Consider the following 20,342-nt stretch of genomic DNA (forward strand, 5'->3'; position numbering starts at 1 on the left):
GTCTAGACAAGGAGCCGGCCCGCCACGGTGAATACGTGTATCCTCGTGGACGGGGGATTGACGGCGAGCAATGGCGCCTCCACGCGCAGCGTGAGATGCTTGGCAGCCAACCCGGCCGAGCGCATTCGTCGATGGCCAATCCGATCGTCGCCGACAACTTCAAGCTTCCGGAGGCCCAGTCGCTGACTTTTGGCTGACGGGCCATTAAGAGAGGCGAAAGCTGACGTTTGCCAGGTCGCTATGGGCCAAAGTAGCCGTTCCGTGAACCCACCACGAATGGCCAAGATTGATGCTGTGGACGGCTCACCACCACGGCGGGAGCATGGCTCCTGCTGAAGAGGACGAGAGCAATGGGTCAGGTGGTGACGATTGACCTTGATCTCGCGACGTCGGTGTTCAAGGTGCATAGAGTTGACGTCGGGGGCGACATCGCTATCCGGAGTCAGATCAGGCATGCGCAACTCCTGCAGTTTTTTTTTTGCCAAGCAGCCTGCGTGTGTCGTGGGGATAGAAGCGTGCGCCTCGTCGCATCATTGGGCGCACGAGTTGATCGCGCTCGGGGTCGTCACGATCGGGGTCAGTAGTTTCGGCCGACGCTCAAAGGCACGGCGCTTGGCGGGAGTGCCTGGTGATGGCGTGCTGATAGCGATCTTGCCCGAGTTGCGCAGAAAAGTGCCCACGCCAGTGCCCACAAGACACCAAAACGAAGGGCACTTGGCGCCACTCGCGTGAGCTAACCCTAAGATTATTTTTTTTCAGGAAGTTCCGTGGTGGGTGATGTAGGGCTCGAACCTACGACCCGCTGTTAAGCGTCAACTGCTGAGATCGCAGCCTCTGCCGCCATCTGTTGATCAGCTATCGCATCTCGGACCATCTAACCGAGCCGAGTTGGCACAATCGGAATGCTTCCCATATGCTTCCAAATCCGGCCTGTTGGGAAGCAGGCGATAGGCCAACCCGATTTAAGTACTTGAAATAAATGGCGCGCCCGAAAGGATTCGAACCTCTGACCCTCAGATTCGTAGTCTGATGCTCTATCCAGCTGAGCTACGGGCGCGTCTCAGAGCGTCAAGACGCTAGAGCGTCTGGCCTGATGGACGCCGAGATAACGGCTTCATTTCGTCTTGGCAACCCCAAAATCATCGAGGGCCCGAATTCTCCGCGACTGTGGACAGGGATGCCGTCATGCGCCGTCTCAACGCGTTTGCGCCGCGACGGCGGGCGCCTGTTGCCGGCTTCGCTTCGCGCGCTGTGCGCGGCCGCCCTTCGGCAGCTTCTCGGCGATTCCGTAAAGCCGCTCGCGCCGGTCGATCTCGCTCCAGATCTCATCCGGCTCGATCCCCATGGCGGTCCAGAGGACGATCAGGTTGTAGATGAGATCGGCGCTTTCGAGGATCGCCGCCTGTCGCTTGCCTTGCAACGCTTCAAGGCTGAGCTCGACCGCTTCCTCAGCCAGTTTCTTCGCCATCTTGGGCAGGCCGTCGGCAAAGAGTTTTGCGGTTCGCGAGCAAGCCGGGTCCCGGAATCGCGCTTCGAGGACGGCAGCGTGGAGTCTCTGCAGCGAATCGGCCATCCGACGAGCATTGGATCGCTCGATGAGAGTTTGATGACAGCCGGCAGGAGGAGGGCAAACCGGTGGCCCCATTCGCGGCTCGATCCTGCTGCGAAGGGCGGCGTGCCGAGCCGCCCCCGCCATCGATGCTGCGTCAGCGGGTGGCGCGACGGGTCGTCCGGACGACGGTCGGGGCTGTCACCGCACCTGCCGCGCCGCCGACCACGGCACCGACCGGCCCGGCCACGACGGCTCCGGTGCCGGCGCCAACTGCTGCGCCGCCGATGCGCTGCTCCGTGGTATTGCCGCAGGCGCCGAGAGCGAGGCCTGCGGCAGCGATCAAAGCCAGTGTCGAAATGCGCATGATGGGGTCCCCCCGAGGAAAGCTCAGGGGAAACGCTGCCGCGGCTACTCTGTTCCCCGGACTTTCCCGCGCTCTTTTGCGCGTGCGAGTGCGAACGCACTTGCGATCTGCGGAAAAATCCGTATACAGCCGCCATCGCATCAGTCGCACCATTGTCATGGGCGGTGAGGGCTTGGCCCCAAGTCGCAGACTGAAGGTTTTTGACCGGCGCGTCCGCAAGGGCGGGTCGATGGAGTTGAGACGATGAAGATCCGCAATTCGCTGAAGTCGCTGCGCGCGCGCCATCGCGACAACCAGCTGGTGCGCCGCAAGGGCCGCGTCTACATCATCAACAAGGTCCAGAAGCGCTTCAAGGCGCGTCAGGGCTGAGCTTCTGCGCGGCTCTCGCCGCGCGAAAGCCTGACCGGGACTTTGCAGAGCGGGGCGCCGACCGGCGCGCCCCGCTTTTTGCGTTGCGCGCTCGCCCAGGCGTGATTTGACCTGCCTGAACACGTGGCTACAGTCGACGGCATGATGCGTTTCCATCTGGCGCCTGCTTTCGCTTTCGGATTGGCCGTGGCCGCCTCTCTCGGCACGGTCGCGGCTCCCGCTCAGGAGGCCGCGCCGCCGCGGCCCGGCACGGTCGCGCCTTCCGACAAAGCCGATAATCCCGTCACGCCCTCCGCCCCTCAACGCGGCCCGGCTGCGACGCTCGAGCGGCTGTTCGAGCGATTGCATGAGGCCAAGACGCAGGAAGAGGCCGAGGGGGTCGCGCGGCTGATCCAGCGGCGTTGGGCGCGATCCGGCTCCGATACCGCCGACCTGCTGATGACCCGCGCTCAGAAGGCCTTGCAGGAGAAGCAGACGGAAATCGCGATCGAGCTGCTGGATCGCGTCATCAGCCTGCAACCGGACTGGGCCGAGGCCTGGAACCAGCGTGCCAATGCGCTCTACCTCTCCGGCGATTCAATCCGCTCGATGATCGATATCGGCGAGACGCTGAAGCGCGAGCCGCGCCATTACGGCGCGATGATGGGGCTCGGCATGATCCTGCGCCAACAGGGCGACGACAAGGGCGCCATGATCGCCTTCCGCAAGGCGCTGACGATCTATCCGGAATTCGACGCCGTGAAGAAGGCGGTCGACGCGCTCAAGACCGAGGTCGATGGTCGCGACGCCTGAGCGTCGCAACCAGCCGCGCCCTGCCCTCCCCGCTCAGGCCTTCGCCACATGCTCCTGGGCGATGAAGGCGATCCGCACCATATTGGTCGCGCCCGGCGTCCCGAACGGCACGCCGGCGACGACGATCACCCGGTCGCCGATCTTGGCGTAATGCTCGCGTACCGCGAATTTGCAGGCGCGGAAGGCCATGTCGTCGGCGTCGCTGGCGTCCTTGGTCACTATGGCGTGGACGCCCCAGACCAAAGTGAGCCGGCGCGCCGTGGCGCGGTTCGGCGTGAGCGCGATCACCGTCGAGTTCGGGCGCTCGCGCGCGATGCGGAAGGCGGTGGAGCCGGACGAGGTCCAGGCGCAGATCGCCTTGAGGTTCAGCGTCTCGGCGATCTCGTGGGCGGCCTTGGCGATGGCGTCGGCACCGGTGGCCTCCGGCTCGTTGCGCTGCGAATCGAGGATCGAACGGTAGACCGCGTCGTTTTCGACCTCCTCGGCGATGCGGTTCATCATCGTCACCGCTTCGATAGGGTACTGGCCAGCGGCGCTCTCGGCCGAGAGCATCACCGCGTCGGCCCCTTCGAAGACGGCAGTGGCGACGTCGGAGACCTCGGCGCGGGTCGGCACCGGGCTGGTGATCATGCTCTCCAGCATCTGCGTCGCGACCACGACCGGCTTGCCCTTGAGCCGGGCCATGCGGGTCAGCCGCTTCTGCGTGCCGGGGACCTTCTCCAGCGGCATTTCGACCCCGAGATCGCCGCGCGCCACCATGATGGCGTCGGAGGCGTCGATGATCTCCTCCATCCGCACGACCGCCTGCGGCTTCTCGATCTTGGCGAGCGCCAGCGCCCGGCCGCGCACGATCTTGCGCAGCTCCGCCATATCCTCGGGGCGCTGCACGAAGGAGAGCGCGATCCAGTCGACCCCGACCTCGGCCGCGACCTCGGCATCGGCGCGGTCCTTCTCGGTCATAGCCGAGACGGCGATGGTGGTGTCGGGCAGGCTGACGCCCTTGCGCGAGGACAGCCGCCCGCCGACCGTGACGCGCGTGACCGCCTCCTTGGGCGACGCCTTCTCGACGACGAGGCGCAGCTTGCCGTCGTCGAGGATCAGGGTGTGGCCGGGCTCCAGCGCGCTCAGGATCTCTGGATGCGGCAGGTGGACGCGCTTGACGTCGCCCGGCGCCGGATCGGAATCCAGCGTGAAGCGGGCGCCGTTCTCCAGCATCACGCCGCCATCGCCGCCGAACTGGCCGACGCGCAGCTTCGGGCCCTGGAGATCGGCGAGAATCCCGACCGGACGATGAAACTTGGCCTCCAGGCCGCGCAGCATCGCGATCCTTTCGGCCAGCGTCTCGCGCTGGGTATGGCTCATATTGATGCGGAAGACGTCGACGCCCGCCTCGAAAAGCTTGGCGCACATCTCCTCGCTCGAGGAAGCCGGCCCGAGGGTGGCGATGATCTTGATCCGGCGTTCGCGCTTCATTGCTTTTCCCCTGCGGTCCGAGAGCCGGTGCGGCTTCGGTCCCATCCAGGCCCCTTCAATCGTTGCAGAGCTGCCATCGGCCAGCAATCCTGCTGCCCCGACGCGGCGTCCCCTGTTTCCCTTTGGGCAGGCCCGAATGGCCCGCCTTTTATCGTTCTCGTGCTCGCACCCGCCTCGCCGCGCCGCTCATGGTCGGGGCGACGCAGCTCCGCCCGTATCGGTGAGCTGGATCGTCCAGCTCTTCTGCTCTCCGGTGTCGACCTCGAAGAAGCCGGCGCGGTCATAGCCGCGTGCCAGACAGTCCTCGATGCCGCGAATCGTGAATTCCTTGTTGCGGACACACATGACGGATTTGCCGGTCCACTCGCCGCCTTTGTCGTAGTCAACGGCGTGAACGTAATAGAAGCGCGCCGCCAGCGTGCCGCGCAGCAGGGTTTCGCAGCCGCGCGGGCTGATGTTCCACCAGCCTTCGGTGGTCCAGCCCTGCGCGTCGCGGTAGCCGATCGCGACGCCGATCCGGCTCGACGTGGTGTTGCACATGCGCAGATCGGCCTTCGCGGGCACGGCGCCTGCGATGAAGGCTGTGGCGCAGCAGGCGGCCAGAAGGCCCGTTCGCTGATTGAAGGAGAATCTCACGGCTCGATCAGGATCACGCGGCAGTCGTTGACGTTGGTCAGCGTCGGTCCCGGCTGCAGCAAATCGCCCAGCGCTTCGAAGAAGCCGGTCGAATCGTTTTCGGCGAGGGATCGGGCGGGATCAAGGCCGATCTCGGCGGCGCGCGCCAAAGTTTGGGGATCGACCAGCGCGCCTGCCGGGTCGGTCGCCTCGCCGCCGCCGCCATCCGTGCCGTCCGTGTCGCCCGCGAGTGCGACGATGCCGGGCTCGCCGGCCAGCGCGATCGCCAGCGCCAGCGCGTATTCCTGGCTCGGGCCGCCCCGGCCGGAGCCACGCAGCGTCACCGTGAGTTCGCCGCCGGAGAGGATGGCGGCCCGCCTGCCCTCGCGCTTCAGCCGGCGTGCGAGTTCGGCATGATCTGCCGCGACCTCTCGCGCCTCGCCTTCCAGATCGGGGCCGAGATCGTGCACCTCGTAGCCCTCCGCCTCGGCGACGGCGCGGGCGGCGGCCAAGGCATCGGCCGGGCGGGCGATGATGCGGAACGCGCTGTTGGCAAAGGCGGGATGGCCGGGTTTCGGCGTCTCGTTTGCGGAGTCGTCGAGCAGCGCGCGGGCGGCGGGCGGCAGATCGAGCCCATAGCGGGCGACGATGGCGCGGGCCTCGTCCATGGTGGACGGGTCCGCGACGGTCGGGCCCGAGGCGATGGCGGTGGGCTCGTCGCCCGGCACGTCCGATATGGCGAGCGTCAGCAGCTTCGCCGGGGCCGCCGCAAGCGCGAGCCGGCCGCCCTTGATGCGCGACAGGCGCTTGCGAACGATGTTCATTTCGCCTATCGGGGCGCCGGAGCGCAGCAGCGCCTTGTTGACGGCCTGCTTCTCGGCAAGCGTAAGCGAGCCGGCCGGGGCGACCCAGTTGGCCGAGCCCCCACCCGAAAGCAGGACCAGGACCAGATCGTCCTCGGTCGCGGAAGCCGCCAGCGCCAGCGCGCGTTCGGCGCTGTCGATGCTGCCCTGATCGGGCACGGGATGGCCGGCGGCGATCATCGGGATCCGGCGGGTCGGAGCGGTGTAGCCGTGGCGGGCTACGGCATGACCGAAAAGTCGCTCCTGCGGAAAACCGCCATCGAGATAATGCGCCTCGGCAAGGGCGGTCATGCTGCCGGCAGCCTTTCCGGCAGCAAGCAGGATCAGGCGGCCCGTTGCAGGGGCAGACGGGAGATGTTGCGGCAGGCATTCGGCCGGATGGGCCCGGGAGACGGCGGCATCGTAGATCTTCCGCGCCGTCGCGCGCGGCTTCGCTGTCTCGCTCGCAGGACTGTGCACGTTGCCCATTTCCACCCAGCGTCGTCGCTGGCCGCGACGGTCCTCTTGATTCTTCCTAGATCGCGCGAAGGCCGGCGTCATCTGTCTTATCCAGATTAAGTCATACTTTTCTTCGTCAGCCCGAAGCGGGTGATTGCGGCATCACAGCTGTTGAGGGCGAGCCGTTTCCGGCTTGACGCCCAGCCCCGATCCGGGCGAACGCTGCCGGCCGAATTTTCATACCCCGGAAGGATATCAGATGGACGATCCGGTTCAGGGCGACCAGCTCAAGAGCATCGTCGAGCGCATCGAGCGGCTCGAGGAAGAGAAGAAGACGATCGCCGACGACATCAAGGAGGTCTATGCCGAGGCCAAGGGCAACGGCTACGACGTCAAGGTGCTGCGCAAGGTGGTGGCGCTGCGCAAGCGCGATCTCGAAGAGCGCAAGGAGGAAGAGGCGATCCTCGACCTCTATCTGCAGGCGGTCGGCGAGACGGTCTGACAGCATCCTGCACGGCGATTTTGCCCGGGGCATACCGATGTCGGGCAAACTGCGTAAGCATTCGCATTTCACGCCAGGCGCGATCTGGAGGACATCCCACCAGATCGCGTATTGCCATGGCAGGCAGGACTATTGACCGGTCCATTGCCTCGGCAATGTCATTCCCCAAATCATGCACGATCGATGATTGACGACCGATGATCGGCGATGGATGATCAACGCCGGGGGAGAATTCGGCATGATCGTAAAACCCGTTCTGGCGCGCGTGGCGCTGGTCGATCAGGTCACGGCCGTTCTGATGGAACGCATCCTCGATCGGGCCTATGCGCCGGGAGAGAAGCTCAATATCGATGCGCTCACCCGCGAGTTCGAGGTCAGCTCCTCGCCGATCCGCGAGGCGCTGACACGGCTCTCCGCGCTCGGCCTCGTCGCTTCGGCATCCTTCACCGGTTTCTCCGTGGCGCCCGAACCGCCGCGCGAATGGTTCGAGCAACTCCGCGATTTCCGCATACTGAACGAGGGCTGGGCCGCCAGGCAGCTCGCCCGCAGCCGCGATCCTCACGCGATCGCCCGGATGCGCGCCAGCATCGCATCGATGGAGCGCGATCCTCCGCGCGGGCAGGCGTGGGACTATGTCGGTGCCAGCCGCGCCGACGAAATCTTCCATGAGGCGATACTGGAAGGAGCCGGCAACGAGATCCTGGCCCAGGCGGTGAGAGGCCTGCATCCGCATCTGCACCACGCCCGGCTGTTCAGCCGTATTCCCCACGACATCGCGCCGATGCTCGACGAGCACCGCGCCATCCTCGGCGCGGTCCTTCGCGGCGACGAGGACGGCGCGCAGGCCGCGGTGGAGTCGCATCTGAAGACGTCATGGCATCGCTACAATGGCTGGCATGCGGACCGGCCGGAGAAACGCTGAGAGATCACCCGGGAAGGAAGCCGAGAATGGCCAAGATCGTATCCGTCGAAGTGTTGCAGGCGAACCTGAAGCCCAAGGTCAAGCGCACCGACGCCGTGCAGAGCTTCGAGCTGCAGGAGACGCCGATGGTCCGCATCACCGATGCGGATGGCGTGACCGGCACGGGCTACAGCTACACCATCGGCACCGGTGGCTCCTCGGTCTGCAAGCTGATCGACGATCATCTCGCACCCGTCCTGATCGGCCGCGAGGCCGAGGAGATCGAGGGGCTGTGGCGAGCCCTGTTCTTCCGCGTCCACGCCACGACGGTGGGCGCCATCACCTCGATCGCGCTCGCCGCGATCGACACGGCACTGTGGGACCTGCGCGCCCGGAAGACGGGCCTGCCGCTACACCGGCTCGCCGGCGGCGCCAAGAATGCGATCGAGCTCTATTACACCGAGGGCGGCTGGCTCCACATGGAGCAGTCCGAGCTGGTCGAGGAGGCGCTCAAGGCCAAGGAAAGCGGCTTCGGCGGTACCAAGGTCAAGGTCGGCCGGCCGCATGTCGCCGAGGATGTGAAGCGCCTTTCCGCTGTGCGCGACAAGGTCGGCTTCGGCTGGGAGATCATGACCGACGCCAATCAGGGCCTCTCGCTCGACGAGGCGATCCGGCGGGCGCGTCATTACGAGAAGCTCGACGTCGCTTGGTTCGAGGAGCCGATCCATGCCGACGATATCGGCGCGCATCGGCGTCTCTCGCAATCGACCACCGTGCCGATCGCCGTCGGCGAGTCGATGTATTCTCTCTCGCAGTTCAAGGACTATCTCGAAGCCGGTGCCTGCTCGATCGTGCAGGTCGATGTCGGACGCATCGGCGGCATCACGCCCTGGCTCAAGGTCGCGCATATGGCCGAGGCCTTCAACGTGCCGGTCTGCCCGCATTTCCTGATGGAGATCCATCTCGGGCTGTGCTGCGCGGTGCCCAACAGCCGCTGGCTCGAATACATCCCCCAGCTCGACCTCGTCACCTCCTCGCCGATCCGCATCGAGAACGGCAAGGCGATCCCTTCCGAGAAACCGGGTCTCGGCATCGACTGGGATTGGGAGGCGCTGGAGAAGACCATCGTCCACCGCAAGAGCCATGGCACCGCTCCTGCCTTGAAGGCCGAAGCCTGAGATGAGTGCGGTCGAGAGGCGCGCCGTCGTCATGACGCCGTAAGCCGCCGGCGCGATTATCCAGGACGCCCTCGCCTGTGAAGCCCGTTCACAGATAATGTGGCAGGAGGCGTGATTATCAAGCTGGTCGCGGTGCCTTATCTCCCGGCCATGACACGGAACTCCGCATTGGACCTGATCCGGAAGCCGGATCGCCTGACTCTTGGCCTCGAGCTGCCGCTCGACAACGACTGGTCGCCCGCCGGCGAAGCCCGCCGCACCGAGCAGGGGCGTCCGCCCGGCGTCCCCGATCTCAGCCGGCAGACGGAGCTGATCCGCTGGGCCGACGATCTCGGCTTCTCGGCCGTCTGGCTGCGCGACGTGCCGGTGTTCGACCGGGTCAATATGGGCGACGCAGGCTCGGTATACGACGTCTTCACGCTGCTCGGCTTCCTCGCCGGCCAGACGCGCGATATTGCGCTCGGAACGGCCGCCGTCGTGCTGCCGATCCGCCATCCCCTGATGACGGCCAAGGCCGCGGCTTCGGTCGACGCATTGTCCGGAGGTCGTCTGATCCTCGGCGTCGCCTCGGGCGACCGGCCGGTCGAATATCCACTGCTCGGTCTCGATTTCGAGACACGGGGCGAAGCCTTTCGCGAGGCCGTCGCCTATCTGCGCGCGGCATGGCAGCCCGGCGGGCTGCCGGTGAACGGAGAGCGGATGGCGGGGCTCGATCTGCTGCCCCGGCCCGACCAGCCGAGCATACCGCTCGTCGTCGCCGGACAGGCGCGGCAGGACGACGCCTGGCTCGCGGCCAACATGGATGGCCGCTTCGTCTATCCCGGCAGCGTCGAGCGCATGGCCGCGCAGGTCGCGCGCTGGCGGGCCGCCACCACCGGCCCGGGCGCGTTCATCAACGCCTTCCATCTCGATCTTCTGGACGATGCCGCCGCGCCGGCCGAGCCCATCCGCTTCGGCGCGCGCGTGGGTCGCAACGGGCTGATCGCGCATCTGCAGGCGCTGGTAGCCGCCGGAGTCGACCACCTCGCCCTCAACCTCAGGCAGTCGGCACGGCCGCCGGTGGAGATCATCGAAGAACTGGCGTCGGACGTCATCCCGGCGCTCGCCACCAAACCCAAGGCGCATGCCGCCTAAGCACTCAGGAGACAGACAATGGAAATCGTGAAAGCGCATGGCGCGGAGATTCCGGCGCTCGGTTTCGGCGTCTTCCGCATGTCGGACGCCGAGGTGGAGGCCGTTGTGCCCGCCGCGCTGGAAGCCGGCTTCCGCCACTTCGACACCGCCCAGATCTACGGGAACGAGGCGGCGCTAGGCCGGGCCCTTGCAAGCGCGGGAGCCCGCCGCGACGACCTGTTCCTGACCACCAAGGTCTGGGTCGAGAATTACAGCCCCGCCAAATTCGCAGCCTCGGTGGATGAGAGCCTCGGCAAGCTGAAGGTCGACCAGGTCGATCTGCTGTTGCTGCACTGGCCGGCCGAGGTCGCCATCGCCGAGCAGATCGCGATGCTGGACGCGGTGCAGAAGGCAGGCAAGACGCGCTTCGTCGGCGTCAGCAACCAGAACATCGCGCAGATGCGGGCGTCGGCAGCGCTGAGCACCACGCCGATCGTCACCAATCAGGTCGAGCTGCATCCTTATCTGGACCAAAGTCGTCTCGCCGCCGCCGCGAAGCAGGCCGGCATCGCGATCACCGCCTATTACGGCATGGCCGATGGGGCCGTGCCGCGCGACCTCGTCCTGCAGAAGATCGGCGCGCAATACGGCAAGAGCGCCGCGCAGGTCGCACTGCGCTGGCTGGTCCAGCAGGGCTTCGTCGCGCTGTCGAAGACCGCGAAGCCGGAACGTATCGCCGAGAACATCGCGATCTTCGATTTTGCGCTGTCCGATGCGGACATGACAGCAATCGCGCAACTGGCCCGACCGGACGGGCGGCTCGTCAGCCCGGCGGGCCTGGCGCCCGCCTGGGACGCGTGAAGCCGAGGCGACAATGACCGCAACCACCTGTTCGGCGACGGCCGAAGCCGCCGCCGCGCCGCATGCCCGCTGGGCGCTGCTGGCGCTCGCCGTCGGCGCCTTCGGCATCGGCACCACCGAATTCTCGCCGATGGGCCTCCTGCCCGTCATCGCCCAGGGCGTGGACGTCTCGATACCGACCGCGGGCCTGCTGATCAGCGCCTATGCGATCGGCGTGATGCTCGGCGCGCCGGTCATGACGCTCGCCTTCAGCCGTTTCGGCAAGCGCACCGCGCTGATGCTGTTGATGGGCATCTTCACCATCGGCAATCTGATGTCGGCGATGGCGCCGGGCTATTTCACCCTGCTGCTCGCCCGCCTCGTCACCAGCCTGAACCACGGCGCCTTCTTCGGGCTCGGCGCGGTGGTGGCGGCCAGCGTGGTGCCGAAGGAGAAGCAGGCGAGCGCCGTCGCGGCGATGTTCATGGGCCTGACGATCGCCAATATCGGCGGCGTGCCTGCGGCGACCTGGATCGGCCAGCAGATCGGCTGGCGCATGGCCTTCGCCGGCACGGCCGTGCTCGGGCTCGCCGCAATCGCTGCGCTATGGTTCGCGCTTCCGCGCGGTGAGGCAGGCACGCGGCCCGACCTGCGACGTGAATTGCGCGTGCTGACCCGCCCGGCCGTGCTGCTGGCGATGGCGACGACCGTGATGGGCGCGGGCGCCATGTTCACCCTCTACACCTATGTCGCGCCCGTTCTCGCGACCCTGACCGGCGCGTCCGACGGCTTCGTCACGCTCGGGCTGGTGCTGATCGGCGTCGGCTTCACCCTCGGCAATGCGCTCGGCGGGCGACTGGCCGACTGGTCGCTGGACGGCGCGACGAAGATATTCCTCGGTGCGCTCGCCGTGATCATGTTCGCCCTGCCCCTGGCCATCACCAGCCATATCGGCGCGGCCATCGGCCTGCTGGTCTGGGGCGCGGCGGCCTTCGCGATCGTGCCACCGGTGCAGATGCGCGTGATGGAGGCTGCGTCCGAGGCGCCGGGCCTCGCCTCCTCGATCAATGTCGGCGCCTTCAACCTCGGCAATGCCGTCGGCGCCGCGCTTGGCGCCGCCGTCATCAGCCTGGACCTCGGCTATGCCGCCATCCCGATCGCCGGCGGCCTGCTCGCTGCTTCCGGCCTCGCGCTGGTCTGGCTCGGGAACAGGCGTTCCGAGCCTTAGGCGGAGCGTGCCTCAGCGGTTGTTGGCGCGGCGCCATTCCGCGAAGTCGATCTTCGTCTGCTCCTCGGTCGCGGGGTAGAGCCCGAGGATCGAGCGGCCCTTCATCACCTCCTCGGCGACGAAATCCTCGAAGGCCGTCATCTCGACCGCCTCCTCGGTCACCTCGTCGGCGAGATGGGCGGGGATGACGACCACGCCCTCGCCGTCACCGAGCACGACATCGCCCGGCCAGACCGCGACATCGCCGCAGCCGATCGGCACGTTGATGTCGATAGCCTGATGCAAGGTCAGGTTGGTCGGCGCCGCCGGCCGGTTGTGATAGGCCGGGAACGGCAGCGCGGCGATCTCCGGAGAATCGCGGAAGCCACCATCGGTGACGACGCCGGCGACACCACGCTTCATCAGGCGCGAGACGAGAATGGCGCCCGCCGAGGCGGCCCGCGGGTCTTTGCGGCTGTCGATCACCATCACCGCGTCGGGAGGACAATCCTCGACCGCCTTGCGCTGCGGATGTGCCCTGTCGAGGAAGACCGAGAGCGGATTCAGGTCTTCCCGCGCCGGGATGTAGCGCAGGGTGAAGGCCTCGCCGACCATGGTGCCGGTGTTCGGGCTCAGGGGCCGCACATCCTGGATGAACTGGTTGCGGAGGCCGCGCTTGAACAGCGCGGTGCAGACCGTCGCGACCGAGACGGTGCGGAGCTTGGCGCGGGTTTCCGGCTTGAGCTTGGACATCAGTTCATTCCCGAGGAGATGCGCCGCCCGCCGGCGGCTTCGAAGACATGGATGGCGGTGGGGTCGATAGCGAGCGGAATGTGCTCGCCGACGGCAAGTTTCCTGCTTTTGCCGGTGGTCGCAACCCGTGCGGCGCCGCCGAGATCGAGGCTGACGAGCCGCTCCGGGCGGTCATTTCGATCATCGTGACCGTCGCGTCGAGCGGGCTTGCGCCCAAACCGAGATGCTCCGGCCGGATACCGGCGACGACCTTCTGCCCGGCCTCCCTAACTGAGTCAGCTCGATCTTCTGCCGGCCCTGCGCACCGCCGAGACACGTAAGCAGCACGCCGCACAAGTGATCCCGAGAGCTGAAATTCATCTCGTCTCTCCCAGCGAATTCTTCTTACCCAGCCCACTCGAACGGCTGATCCTAAGCCTGGCGACCATAAAAGCGAGTATAATTTGTAAAATAAGTTGTAAAGTAGTTTTTCAGACGATGCACCGAAGCCGGCCCTGCACTAGAATGTCGGCAACTGCGATGGGGCGAAGCGGTGACGGCAGCGAGAAAGGTGGCGGCGGGCAAGCTCGGCGACCGCGTCTACGAGTATATTCTGAGCCAGATCATGACCGGGGACTTCGCGGTGGCGGCGCGGCTGCCCGCCGAGAGCGAGCTCGCCGAGCGCCTTGCCGTTTCCCGCCCGATCGTGCGGGAGGCGCTCGGCCGCCTGCGCGACGACGGCCTGGTCGAATCGCGGCGCGGCTCCGGCTCCTATGTCCTGCGCCGGCCCGCCCCCGATGTCCGCAGCTTCGCGCCGATCAGCAGCATTGCGGACATCCAGCGCTGCTTCGTCTTCCGCATCGCGGTGGAAGGAGAGATCGCCGCGCTGGCGGCGAAGATGCGCGATGAGGACGGGCTTCTGAGATTGCGCCACGCCTTCAACGCGCTGGAGATCGTCAGCGAGCAGGGCCGGCTCGGCGTCGAGGAGGATATCGCCTTCCACCGCGCCGTCGCCGAGACCACCGGCAACCATTTCTTCGTGACCACGCTCAACGGGCTCCACGAGCAGATCGCGACCGGCATCAGCCTCAATCGCAACCTCTCGCTGATCCAGCCGCGCCCCCGCCTTCTGACGGTCCAGATCGAGCACAGGGCGATCCTGGACGCGATCGAGAGCGGCGACGAGACGGGCGCGCGCCGCTCCATGCAAACCCACCTTGAAAGCGCGCGCAGGCGCGTTTTCGAAGGAAGTTAGCCCGCTGCGCGGTCGCGCCGGTCGCATCGCCGCCGCGCGACAATGCATGGGAACGCCCGATGCGCCCATTCCTCATGGGAAGGCGGCAATAAAGAGTTGTTTCCGCACACCGAGCGCCACAACAAAACGATGCCGTTGCCGAATGGCTGGAGTAATATCCGCCCGCTCGATACAGATGAGCGCCGTTGGGAGGAGACGGCCTTGCGCTTTCTGCCCTTCGCCTCGACAGAGGCTCCCGATCGCATGAGCCGGCGCGACGTCCTCGTGCTTGCTGGCGGGGCGGCGGCATGGGCCGGCCCGGCCTACTCGCAGCAACCCGCAATGCCGCTGCTGGGGTATCTCGGCTCGGAAACCCCGGATCGCTACGCCAGTCGCCTCGTGGCCTTTCGCGCCGGGCTGGCCGAGGCCGGCTATGCCGAGGGGCGCAACGTCGTGATCGATTATCGATGGGCGGAAGGCCAGTACCAGCGCTTGCCGGCGCTGGCCAAGGATCTGGTCCAGCGCAATGCCAGCGTGATCGTCGCTCCCGGAGGCGCCGAGGTCGCGCTCGCGGCGAAATCGGCGACGGCCACGATTCCGGTCGTATTCGAGCTGGGCGGAGACCCCGTTGCCCTCGGGCTGGTGGACAGCCTGTCCCGGCCCAGCGGCAATCTCACCGGCGTATCAAGCCTGAGCGTCGAGGTGTCGCGCAAGCGGCTGGAGTTCATGGCGGAATTGCTGCCGAGCGCCAAGCTCTTCGCGGTCGCCGTGAACCCGGCAAGCCCGACCTCGAACTCGCAATTGACGAACCTTCATAATGCCGCAGGCAGCCTCGGAGTGACGCTGCATCTGCTCAAGGCCAGCACGGAACAGGAGTTTGGCGCGCTTTTCGCCGGGGCCGCTCAAGCCGGCGCAGGCGGCCTCATCTTCACGTCGGACCCTTATTTCGCTTACCGCAGCCCACAGCTCGCCGCGCTCGCGGCCGCCCACGCCGTACCGGCGATCACCCAGTCCCGAGACTTCCCCGTTGCCGGCGGATTGATGAGTTATGGCGGCGATTTCGAACAATCGCACCGTCACACCGGCGTCTATGCCGGCCGCATCCTCAAGGGCATGAAGCCGTCGGAACTGCCGGTGCAACGCGTCACCAAGGTCGAGATGTTCATCAACCTCAAGGCTGCGAACGCTCTCCGCCTGTCCATCCCGCCTTCGCTCCTGAGCAGTGCCGACTTCGTGATCGAATAACCCGGCCGTTGAGCCGCTGAGCGAGCCTACGCGATGTCCAACATGCCAGCGGCGCCGCGACTATCGCTGTTCAGGAAGTATTTTCTCGCCCTGTTCGCGGCCGTCGTCGTGCCGCTCCTGTTCGCGGGGAGTGTCGAGGCGTGGTTCGGCTATCGCGACCAGCGCACCAGCCTGAACGATATCCTCGATGCCGAGGCGCGAGCAGCGGCAGCCAAGATCCAGGACTTCATCGAGGGCATCCGCGATCAGCTCGGATGGGCCGTCCTCTTGTCTTGGTCGGATAGCGCCGACGAGAAGCGCAGGCTCGATGCGTTTCTCGTGCTTCGGCAGGTTCCGGCCATCCAGAGCCTCAGCCTTATCGACGCCGCCGGCCGGGAACGGTTGTTCCTGTCCCGCATCGGCCTGAACAGGGTCGAAAGCGGGGATGATCAATCCGGGAACCCGGCCGTTGCGGGAGCGCGCTCGCATCGCGCCTGGTTTGGGCCGGTCACGTTTCAACGCGGCTCGGAGCCTTTCATGACGATTGCGGTCGCTGGCAACCGCCCAACCGCCGGCGTGGCGGTCGCAGAGGTCAATCTCAAATTCATCTGGGACGTGATCGCGGCGATCCGCGTCGGGCGCACGGGGGAAGCCTTCGTGCTCGATCAGCCGGGCCGCCTCGTCGCCCACCCGGACATCAGCCTGGTCCTGCGCGCCGATGAGACCGCGGCGGGGCCGTTGCGGGACCTGCGGGCATCGATCCTGGCCCAACCGGGCGAGGCGATCGCCGGCCGGGATCTGACGGGAGGCAGAGTGCTCGCGGCCATGGCGCCCATCGCTGGGGTCGACTGGACCGTCGTCGTCAAGCAGCCCATCGTGGAGGCGTTCGGCCCGATCTACGCCGCTTTATGGCGCACGGTGGCCCTGCTCGTCGCCGGTGCGGGCCTCGCTGCCGTGCTGGCCTACTGGCTCACGCAACGCATGGTCGAGCCCATCGTCCTTCTGGAAGACGGGGTGACCCGGATCGGCGCGGGGCATTTCGAGCACCGGATCCACCTCGCGACGGGCGACGAGTTCGAGCGGCTGGCGACCCGTTTCAACGAGATGGCAAGCGAACTGGCGATCTCGCAGGAGCGCTCGGAGCGCATAAGCAGGCTCAAGCGCTTCCTGGCCCCGCAGGTGGCAGAACTCGTCGAACGCACCGGGGACGAGCACCTGCTCGACGGGCGGCGTCTCGAAGTGGTCGTCCTGTTCTGCGATCTGCGAGGTTTCACCGCCTTCTCGGCGCGGGCCGAACCCGAAACCGTCATCGGTATGCTCGGCGAGTACTATACCGTTCTGGAAAAGGTGGTCAGCGCCCATGGAGCCACGTTGACGAACTTCTCCGGCGACGGCGCGATGGTGCTGTTCAATGCGCCTTTCTCTTGCTCGGACCCGGCGATGCGCGCCCTGGAAATGGCGCACGACATGCAGGTCGGCGTGCACAAGCTGTTGGCCGGTCAGCGCGAGCTCGACCATCGGCTGGGGTTCGGCGTGGGTCTTGCGATGGGCCTCGCGACCGTCGGCCGGATCGGCTCGGAGGGCCGCCTCGATTACACGGCGATCGGAAATGTCGTGAACCTCGCCTCGCGCCTGTGTTCGACCGCCCGCGATTTCGAGATTCTCTGCGATCGCGCGGCGGCTGACGCGATCGGTTCCCGCTTGCCGCTCGTCGAGCTGAAAGCGCGGGTCTTGAAAGGGTTCGACCAACCTGTGCCGGTCCATTCCCTCGTCGTCACCGAAAAAGCTTAGCGTCACTCAGACGCTTGTGCGGCCCGGCTTGGACATTGCGATTTTCGCAATCCGGCGGAACTCGTCGATATCGTGAATCGTCAGGCGTTCGCGGCCGAGCGAGAGAACCCCCATCCGCTTCCAGCTCTGGAGCTGGCGGTTCACCGTCTCGCGCGTGATCCCGCTGAGCGATGCCAGCTCGTCCTGCGTGGCGTGCACCTCCGTCCCATAGTCGATCGCGAGCGTGAGGATGCGCCGCGCCAGCCGGGTCGCGGCAGGGAAGAAGGTGGTGTCCTCCATGCGCTGGAGCACGTCGCGCAACCGCGCACAAAGGAGCTCGATAAGCTGCAATGAAATTGCAGGGTCGCCCGAAAGCAGTTTCAGAAAATCCCGGCGCGGCAGGAAGAACATCTCGGTATCTTCCATTGCCACCGCATCGGCGGTTCGCGAACGCCCATCGAGAAGGGCGATTTCGCCGAAGATGTCGCCGCCTCCGAGCAGATTCACGGTCATCTGCTGCCCCAGATCATCTGTCGTGCCGATACGGATCAGACCGCGGCGGATGGCATAAAGGCCATCGCCCGGATCACCCTTCAGGAACAGGACCTCGCGTGCGGCCAGATGCTGCGGCCGACAGATCAGCGCGATGTCCTCCAGCGTCCCCGGAAGCATGCCCGCGAAGAACGGATTCACCGACAGAAGGCTCGCGATGCGATGGGATCCGTCGTTCATCTGGTGCTCCCGGTATCCGGCTTTTCGGAGCAGTCTATTCCTATGTGATCCAGCGCACGGAAGGTGAAGCGTGAACGGCACAGAACTCTGCCCCGACAGGCCGCCCAGCACCGCATTCCGCGGCCGGGTGAGAGCCGATCGAGAACGGAGCTCATCGTGTACGACGCTCTGGACCGCGCTAAAGCGCCTCTGAACCTAGCAGCTCTGGCCCCGTTACGCGACGGCGCGACGGAAGCGCCGCTCATGGTGCCGCCATCGCGCAGAGCACCGCGGCTGCTTCGCTGGCTGGTGCCAGCCTACACCCTTTGGCGAGGTGCAGCGGGCCCCGGGCCCCTCGACGAGCACACCTTGAACGATATCGGGCTGACGCGAATAGAAATGCTCTATAGCGGCCCGAAGAAATAGATCGGCGGTATCCCTTGTCCGCCGGTCCCGACCACTCAGCCGTCCGTATCGCCGGCCCGCAACGGAACGCAATCCGGACGGACAGCGACTCGTGGAAAGGCGAAGGCTCGCCTTTCCACGTCATGGTTCCCATACGGAAGCGCTTACAGGTAGACCCGACGAAGCTCTCATGCCAGCATTCGCGGAGGCTTGATCCATCCTTGTCGATCCCGGTCCGGACAGGACCGGGACCAGGTGCGAAAGCTCCAACGCAGATGCAGCGTCGTCCGGCCGCCATCCTTTCAGCCGACGTGGTCGGCTACATGCGCCTGAGCGAAGCGGCGGAAGAAGCGACGCACCAGCGGCTGATGAGTCTGCGCGCAGATCTGATCGATCCGTGTGTGCGCGAGCATGACGGGCACACCGTCAAGAACACCGGCGACGGATTTCTGGCCACGTTCGAAAGCGCGCTTCAGGCGACCCTTTGTGCCCTTTCGCTGCAGCGCGCGCTGACAGCCGCGACGGCCGACCAACCGATGTCCCTGCGGATCGCGTTTCGCATGGGAATCCATCTCGCCGACGTCATTTTCGAGAGTGGCGATATTTTCGGAGATGGCGTCAACGTCGCGGCCCGGCTGCAATCCTATGCCGAACAAGACGGAGTGATCATCTCCGAGGCAGTCTTTGATCAGCTTGACGATGCGACGAGAACGCTGGGCTCCGACATGGGCGAGATCTTCCTGCGCAATCACGAACGGCCGGTGCGCGTCTTCGCCCTTCGATCCGAGCCCGGGCCCGCTCCCAGCAGCAAGATCGGCGAAAGCCATGCCGCAATCGATGCCAGAGCTTCCATCGCGGTCCTGCCGTTTCGCATGAACGGCTCCCGATCCCACAAGGTTTCCATCGCCGACGGCGTGGTCGACTCGATCATCCAGTCGCTGTCGGGGCTCAAGGAGCTGTTCGTCATCTCACGCGGCTCGACGCTGGAATACGGCCGGCAGCGGATCGACCCGGTGGCCTTCGGGCGCAAGCTCGGCGTTCGCTACGTGATGGACGGCACCGTCTCGCTGTCCGACCGTCGCGTGCGCATCAGCACCGAGCTCATCGCCAACGAGAACGGCGCCGTGGTCAGTGCAGATCACTATGACGGCAGGGTCAACGAACTGTTCGACCTGCAGGACCGCATCGCTTTGAAGCTCGTCCGGACCGTCGCGCCCCATGTCCGCGAGCGCGAGTTGCAGCGGGCCCTGCGGCAGCATCCGCAGAACATGACCGCATACGATCTACTGCTTCAGGCCCTCGACCTGCTCTACAAGATGGATGCCGACAGCTTTGCCCGGGCGCGCGGCCTCCTCCAGCAAGCGATGACGCTCGATCCGTCCTACGCTCCCCCTTTCACCTACACCGCGCTCTGGCATGTCTTCCGCGTCGGCGAACTGGGCTCGCCCGATCCCGATGGCGATGCGCAGGCGGCGGTCGATCGGGCGCGGGCGGCAATCGAGCGCGACGGCAACGACCCGCTCGCGCTCGCGATCTACGGCCATGTCCAGGCATTCTTCCTGCGCGATACGGTCACGGCTCAGCGCTTCCTCGACCGGGCGATCGAGGCCGGGCCGAGCGTCGCGATGGCCTGGACGATGAGCAGCGCCACACGTGGCTTCGTCGGCAACGGGCCCTTGGCGGTTCTGCACGGCGAGAAAGGTCAACGCCTCGCCCCGGCCGATCCCTATCGCTTCTGGCACGAAGGCATCCTGGCCCAGGCGCACTACATTAACCGCGACTATGATCAGGCGGTTGGCTGGGCACGAAGTGCAGTTGCCCATAATCCATCAATCCGCTTTACTCTACGTACGCTTGCCGCCAGCCTGATCGCTGCGGGTCGAACGAGAGAGGCTGCAAGCGCGTCTGACCGGCTTCTTTTGGTCCAGCCCGATTTTCGACTGACGCCCTACGCGCAGCGCTGCCCGTTCGCCTCGCCTATTCTTGAGCAATGGATCACGCATTTGCGGAAGGCAGGACTGCCTGACTGAGCCGAAGCCTAACGAGTTTGCCGCAACAG

Annotated in this window: 20 protein-coding genes and 1 tRNA gene; 13 read left to right on the forward strand and 8 right to left on the reverse strand. The window is 66.0% G+C overall.

Going from position 1 to position 20,342, the window contains the following annotated elements; translation table 11 throughout:
* On the forward strand, positions 1-197 hold a 197-nt coding region (locus AC1DVA_RS12785; RefSeq protein WP_476806125.1), incomplete at its 5' end, for a hypothetical protein.
* 783 nt (positions 198-980) lie between these two features.
* Here AC1DVA_RS12785 and AC1DVA_RS12790 read toward each other — a convergent pair.
* The 3 genes from AC1DVA_RS12790 to AC1DVA_RS12800 all read right to left on the reverse strand — a co-directional run bounded on the left by AC1DVA_RS12790 (position 981) and on the right by AC1DVA_RS12800 (position 1,916).
* Positions 981-1,057 (reverse strand) — tRNA-Arg (locus tag AC1DVA_RS12790).
* A 138-nt stretch (positions 1,058-1,195) separates the two neighbouring features.
* Positions 1,196-1,696 (reverse strand): phosphoribosyl-ATP diphosphatase, encoded by a 501-nt coding sequence (hisE, locus tag AC1DVA_RS12795; RefSeq protein ID WP_442864842.1) that lies wholly within the window; start codon positions 1,694-1,696, stop codon positions 1,196-1,198.
* Positions 1,697-1,706: 10 nt separating this feature from the next.
* Entirely contained in the window at positions 1,707-1,916 is a 210-nt protein-coding gene (locus AC1DVA_RS12800) for a hypothetical protein (protein ID WP_265050394.1), read from the reverse strand.
* Positions 1,917-2,159: 243 nt separating this feature from the next.
* Here AC1DVA_RS12800 and ykgO point away from each other — a divergent pair, with 243 nt between their 5' ends.
* Both ykgO and AC1DVA_RS12810 read left to right on the forward strand, forming a co-directional pair.
* Complete coding sequence (ykgO, locus tag AC1DVA_RS12805) at positions 2,160-2,285, forward strand: type B 50S ribosomal protein L36 (RefSeq protein WP_038363015.1); 126 nt, start codon at positions 2,160-2,162, stop codon at positions 2,283-2,285.
* 186 nt (positions 2,286-2,471) lie between these two features.
* On the forward strand, positions 2,472-3,077 hold the full coding sequence (locus AC1DVA_RS12810) for a tetratricopeptide repeat protein (RefSeq protein ID WP_265050395.1): 606 nt from the start codon (positions 2,472-2,474) through the stop codon (positions 3,075-3,077).
* A 33-nt stretch (positions 3,078-3,110) separates the two neighbouring features.
* On the opposite strand, the gene pyk is transcribed toward AC1DVA_RS12810, so the two are convergent.
* From pyk to AC1DVA_RS12825, 3 genes are all read right to left on the reverse strand, one after another.
* Complete coding sequence (gene pyk, locus AC1DVA_RS12815) at positions 3,111-4,550, reverse strand: pyruvate kinase (RefSeq protein ID WP_476806126.1); 1,440 nt, start codon at positions 4,548-4,550, stop codon at positions 3,111-3,113.
* Positions 4,551-4,736: 186 nt separating this feature from the next.
* On the reverse strand, positions 4,737-5,153 hold the full coding sequence (locus AC1DVA_RS12820) for a DUF1036 domain-containing protein (protein ID WP_265054929.1): 417 nt from the start codon (positions 5,151-5,153) through the stop codon (positions 4,737-4,739).
* Positions 5,154-5,182: 29 nt separating this feature from the next.
* On the reverse strand, positions 5,183-6,487 hold the full coding sequence (locus AC1DVA_RS12825; protein WP_265050397.1) for a glycerate kinase type-2 family protein: 1,305 nt from the start codon (positions 6,485-6,487) through the stop codon (positions 5,183-5,185).
* Positions 6,488-6,725: 238 nt separating this feature from the next.
* Between AC1DVA_RS12825 and AC1DVA_RS12830 the strand changes: the two genes are divergently transcribed.
* The 6 genes from AC1DVA_RS12830 (at position 6,726) to AC1DVA_RS12855 (ending at position 12,228) form a co-directional block, all read left to right on the forward strand.
* Positions 6,726-6,968 (forward strand): DUF2312 domain-containing protein, encoded by a 243-nt coding sequence (locus AC1DVA_RS12830; RefSeq protein WP_038363023.1) that lies wholly within the window; start codon positions 6,726-6,728, stop codon positions 6,966-6,968.
* Between the two features lie 238 nt (positions 6,969-7,206).
* Positions 7,207-7,890, forward strand: a complete 684-nt coding sequence (locus AC1DVA_RS12835) for a GntR family transcriptional regulator (protein WP_265050398.1) — start codon at positions 7,207-7,209, stop codon at positions 7,888-7,890.
* A gap of 26 nt (positions 7,891-7,916) precedes the next feature.
* Entirely contained in the window at positions 7,917-9,047 is a 1,131-nt protein-coding gene (locus AC1DVA_RS12840) for a mandelate racemase/muconate lactonizing enzyme family protein (RefSeq protein ID WP_265050399.1), read from the forward strand.
* Between the two features lie 111 nt (positions 9,048-9,158).
* Positions 9,159-10,181 carry a TIGR03571 family LLM class oxidoreductase gene (locus AC1DVA_RS12845; protein ID WP_476806127.1) on the forward strand — a complete coding sequence of 341 codons (1,023 nt, stop codon included), beginning with the start codon at positions 9,159-9,161 and terminating at the stop codon, positions 10,179-10,181.
* 18 nt (positions 10,182-10,199) lie between these two features.
* Positions 10,200-11,021, forward strand: coding sequence for an aldo/keto reductase (locus tag AC1DVA_RS12850; RefSeq protein ID WP_265050401.1), 822 nt, complete (start codon positions 10,200-10,202; stop codon positions 11,019-11,021).
* Between the two features lie 13 nt (positions 11,022-11,034).
* On the forward strand, positions 11,035-12,228 hold the full coding sequence (locus AC1DVA_RS12855; protein WP_265050402.1) for an MFS transporter: 1,194 nt from the start codon (positions 11,035-11,037) through the stop codon (positions 12,226-12,228).
* A 12-nt stretch (positions 12,229-12,240) separates the two neighbouring features.
* Here AC1DVA_RS12855 and AC1DVA_RS12860 read toward each other — a convergent pair whose 3' ends face one another.
* Positions 12,241-12,960 carry a ribonuclease activity regulator RraA gene (locus tag AC1DVA_RS12860; RefSeq protein ID WP_265050403.1) on the reverse strand — a complete coding sequence of 240 codons (720 nt, stop codon included), beginning with the start codon at positions 12,958-12,960 and terminating at the stop codon, positions 12,241-12,243.
* 532 nt (positions 12,961-13,492) lie between these two features.
* Between AC1DVA_RS12860 and AC1DVA_RS12865 the strand changes: the two genes are divergently transcribed.
* From AC1DVA_RS12865 to AC1DVA_RS12875, 3 genes are all read left to right on the forward strand, one after another.
* Positions 13,493-14,194: a FadR/GntR family transcriptional regulator gene (locus AC1DVA_RS12865; RefSeq protein WP_265050404.1), complete on the forward strand. Its 702-nt coding sequence runs from the start codon at positions 13,493-13,495 to the stop codon at positions 14,192-14,194.
* A gap of 243 nt (positions 14,195-14,437) precedes the next feature.
* Positions 14,438-15,418: an ABC transporter substrate-binding protein gene (locus AC1DVA_RS12870; RefSeq protein ID WP_265054930.1), complete on the forward strand. Its 981-nt coding sequence runs from the start codon at positions 14,438-14,440 to the stop codon at positions 15,416-15,418.
* 33 nt (positions 15,419-15,451) lie between these two features.
* Complete coding sequence (locus AC1DVA_RS12875) at positions 15,452-17,188, forward strand: cache domain-containing protein (RefSeq protein ID WP_476806128.1); 1,737 nt, start codon at positions 15,452-15,454, stop codon at positions 17,186-17,188.
* Between the two features lie 6 nt (positions 17,189-17,194).
* On the opposite strand, the gene AC1DVA_RS12880 is transcribed toward AC1DVA_RS12875, so the two are convergent.
* The gene (locus AC1DVA_RS12880) at positions 17,195-17,860 is read right to left on the reverse strand and encodes a Crp/Fnr family transcriptional regulator (protein ID WP_265050406.1); all 666 of its coding nucleotides are present in this window, start codon (positions 17,858-17,860) and stop codon (positions 17,195-17,197) included.
* Between the two features lie 698 nt (positions 17,861-18,558).
* On the opposite strand from AC1DVA_RS12880, the gene AC1DVA_RS12885 reads away from it, so the two are divergent.
* Positions 18,559-20,313 carry an adenylate/guanylate cyclase domain-containing protein gene (locus AC1DVA_RS12885; RefSeq protein WP_476806129.1) on the forward strand — a complete coding sequence of 585 codons (1,755 nt, stop codon included), beginning with the start codon at positions 18,559-18,561 and terminating at the stop codon, positions 20,311-20,313.
* Positions 20,314-20,342: the final 29 nt, after the last annotated feature.

This window comes from Allobosea sp. P4_C6 (assembly GCF_056402015.1).

Excerpts from the sequence above, each read along its gene's own strand:
- AC1DVA_RS12850 (WP_265050401.1), top strand. The coding sequence starts at position 10,200 with ATGGAAATCGTGAAAGCGCATGGCGCGGAGATTCCGGCGCTCGGTTTC.
- AC1DVA_RS12835 (WP_265050398.1), top strand. The coding sequence starts at position 7,207 with ATGATCGTAAAACCCGTTCTGGCGCGCGTGGCGCTGGTCGATCAGGTC.
- AC1DVA_RS12875 (WP_476806128.1), top strand. The coding sequence starts at position 15,452 with ATGTCCAACATGCCAGCGGCGCCGCGACTATCGCTGTTCAGGAAGTAT.
- hisE (WP_442864842.1), bottom strand. The coding sequence starts at position 1,696 with ATGGCGGGGGCGGCTCGGCACGCCGCCCTTCGCAGCAGGATCGAGCCG.
- AC1DVA_RS12800 (WP_265050394.1), bottom strand. The coding sequence starts at position 1,916 with ATGCGCATTTCGACACTGGCTTTGATCGCTGCCGCAGGCCTCGCTCTC.
- pyk (WP_476806126.1), bottom strand. The coding sequence starts at position 4,550 with ATGAAGCGCGAACGCCGGATCAAGATCATCGCCACCCTCGGGCCGGCT.
- AC1DVA_RS12855 (WP_265050402.1), top strand. The coding sequence starts at position 11,035 with ATGACCGCAACCACCTGTTCGGCGACGGCCGAAGCCGCCGCCGCGCCG.
- AC1DVA_RS12860 (WP_265050403.1), bottom strand. The coding sequence starts at position 12,960 with ATGTCCAAGCTCAAGCCGGAAACCCGCGCCAAGCTCCGCACCGTCTCG.
- ykgO (WP_038363015.1), top strand. The coding sequence starts at position 2,160 with ATGAAGATCCGCAATTCGCTGAAGTCGCTGCGCGCGCGCCATCGCGAC.
- AC1DVA_RS12870 (WP_265054930.1), top strand. The coding sequence starts at position 14,438 with ATGAGCCGGCGCGACGTCCTCGTGCTTGCTGGCGGGGCGGCGGCATGG.
- AC1DVA_RS12885 (WP_476806129.1), top strand. The coding sequence starts at position 18,559 with ATGCAGCGTCGTCCGGCCGCCATCCTTTCAGCCGACGTGGTCGGCTAC.
- AC1DVA_RS12840 (WP_265050399.1), top strand. The coding sequence starts at position 7,917 with ATGGCCAAGATCGTATCCGTCGAAGTGTTGCAGGCGAACCTGAAGCCC.
- AC1DVA_RS12830 (WP_038363023.1), top strand. The coding sequence starts at position 6,726 with ATGGACGATCCGGTTCAGGGCGACCAGCTCAAGAGCATCGTCGAGCGC.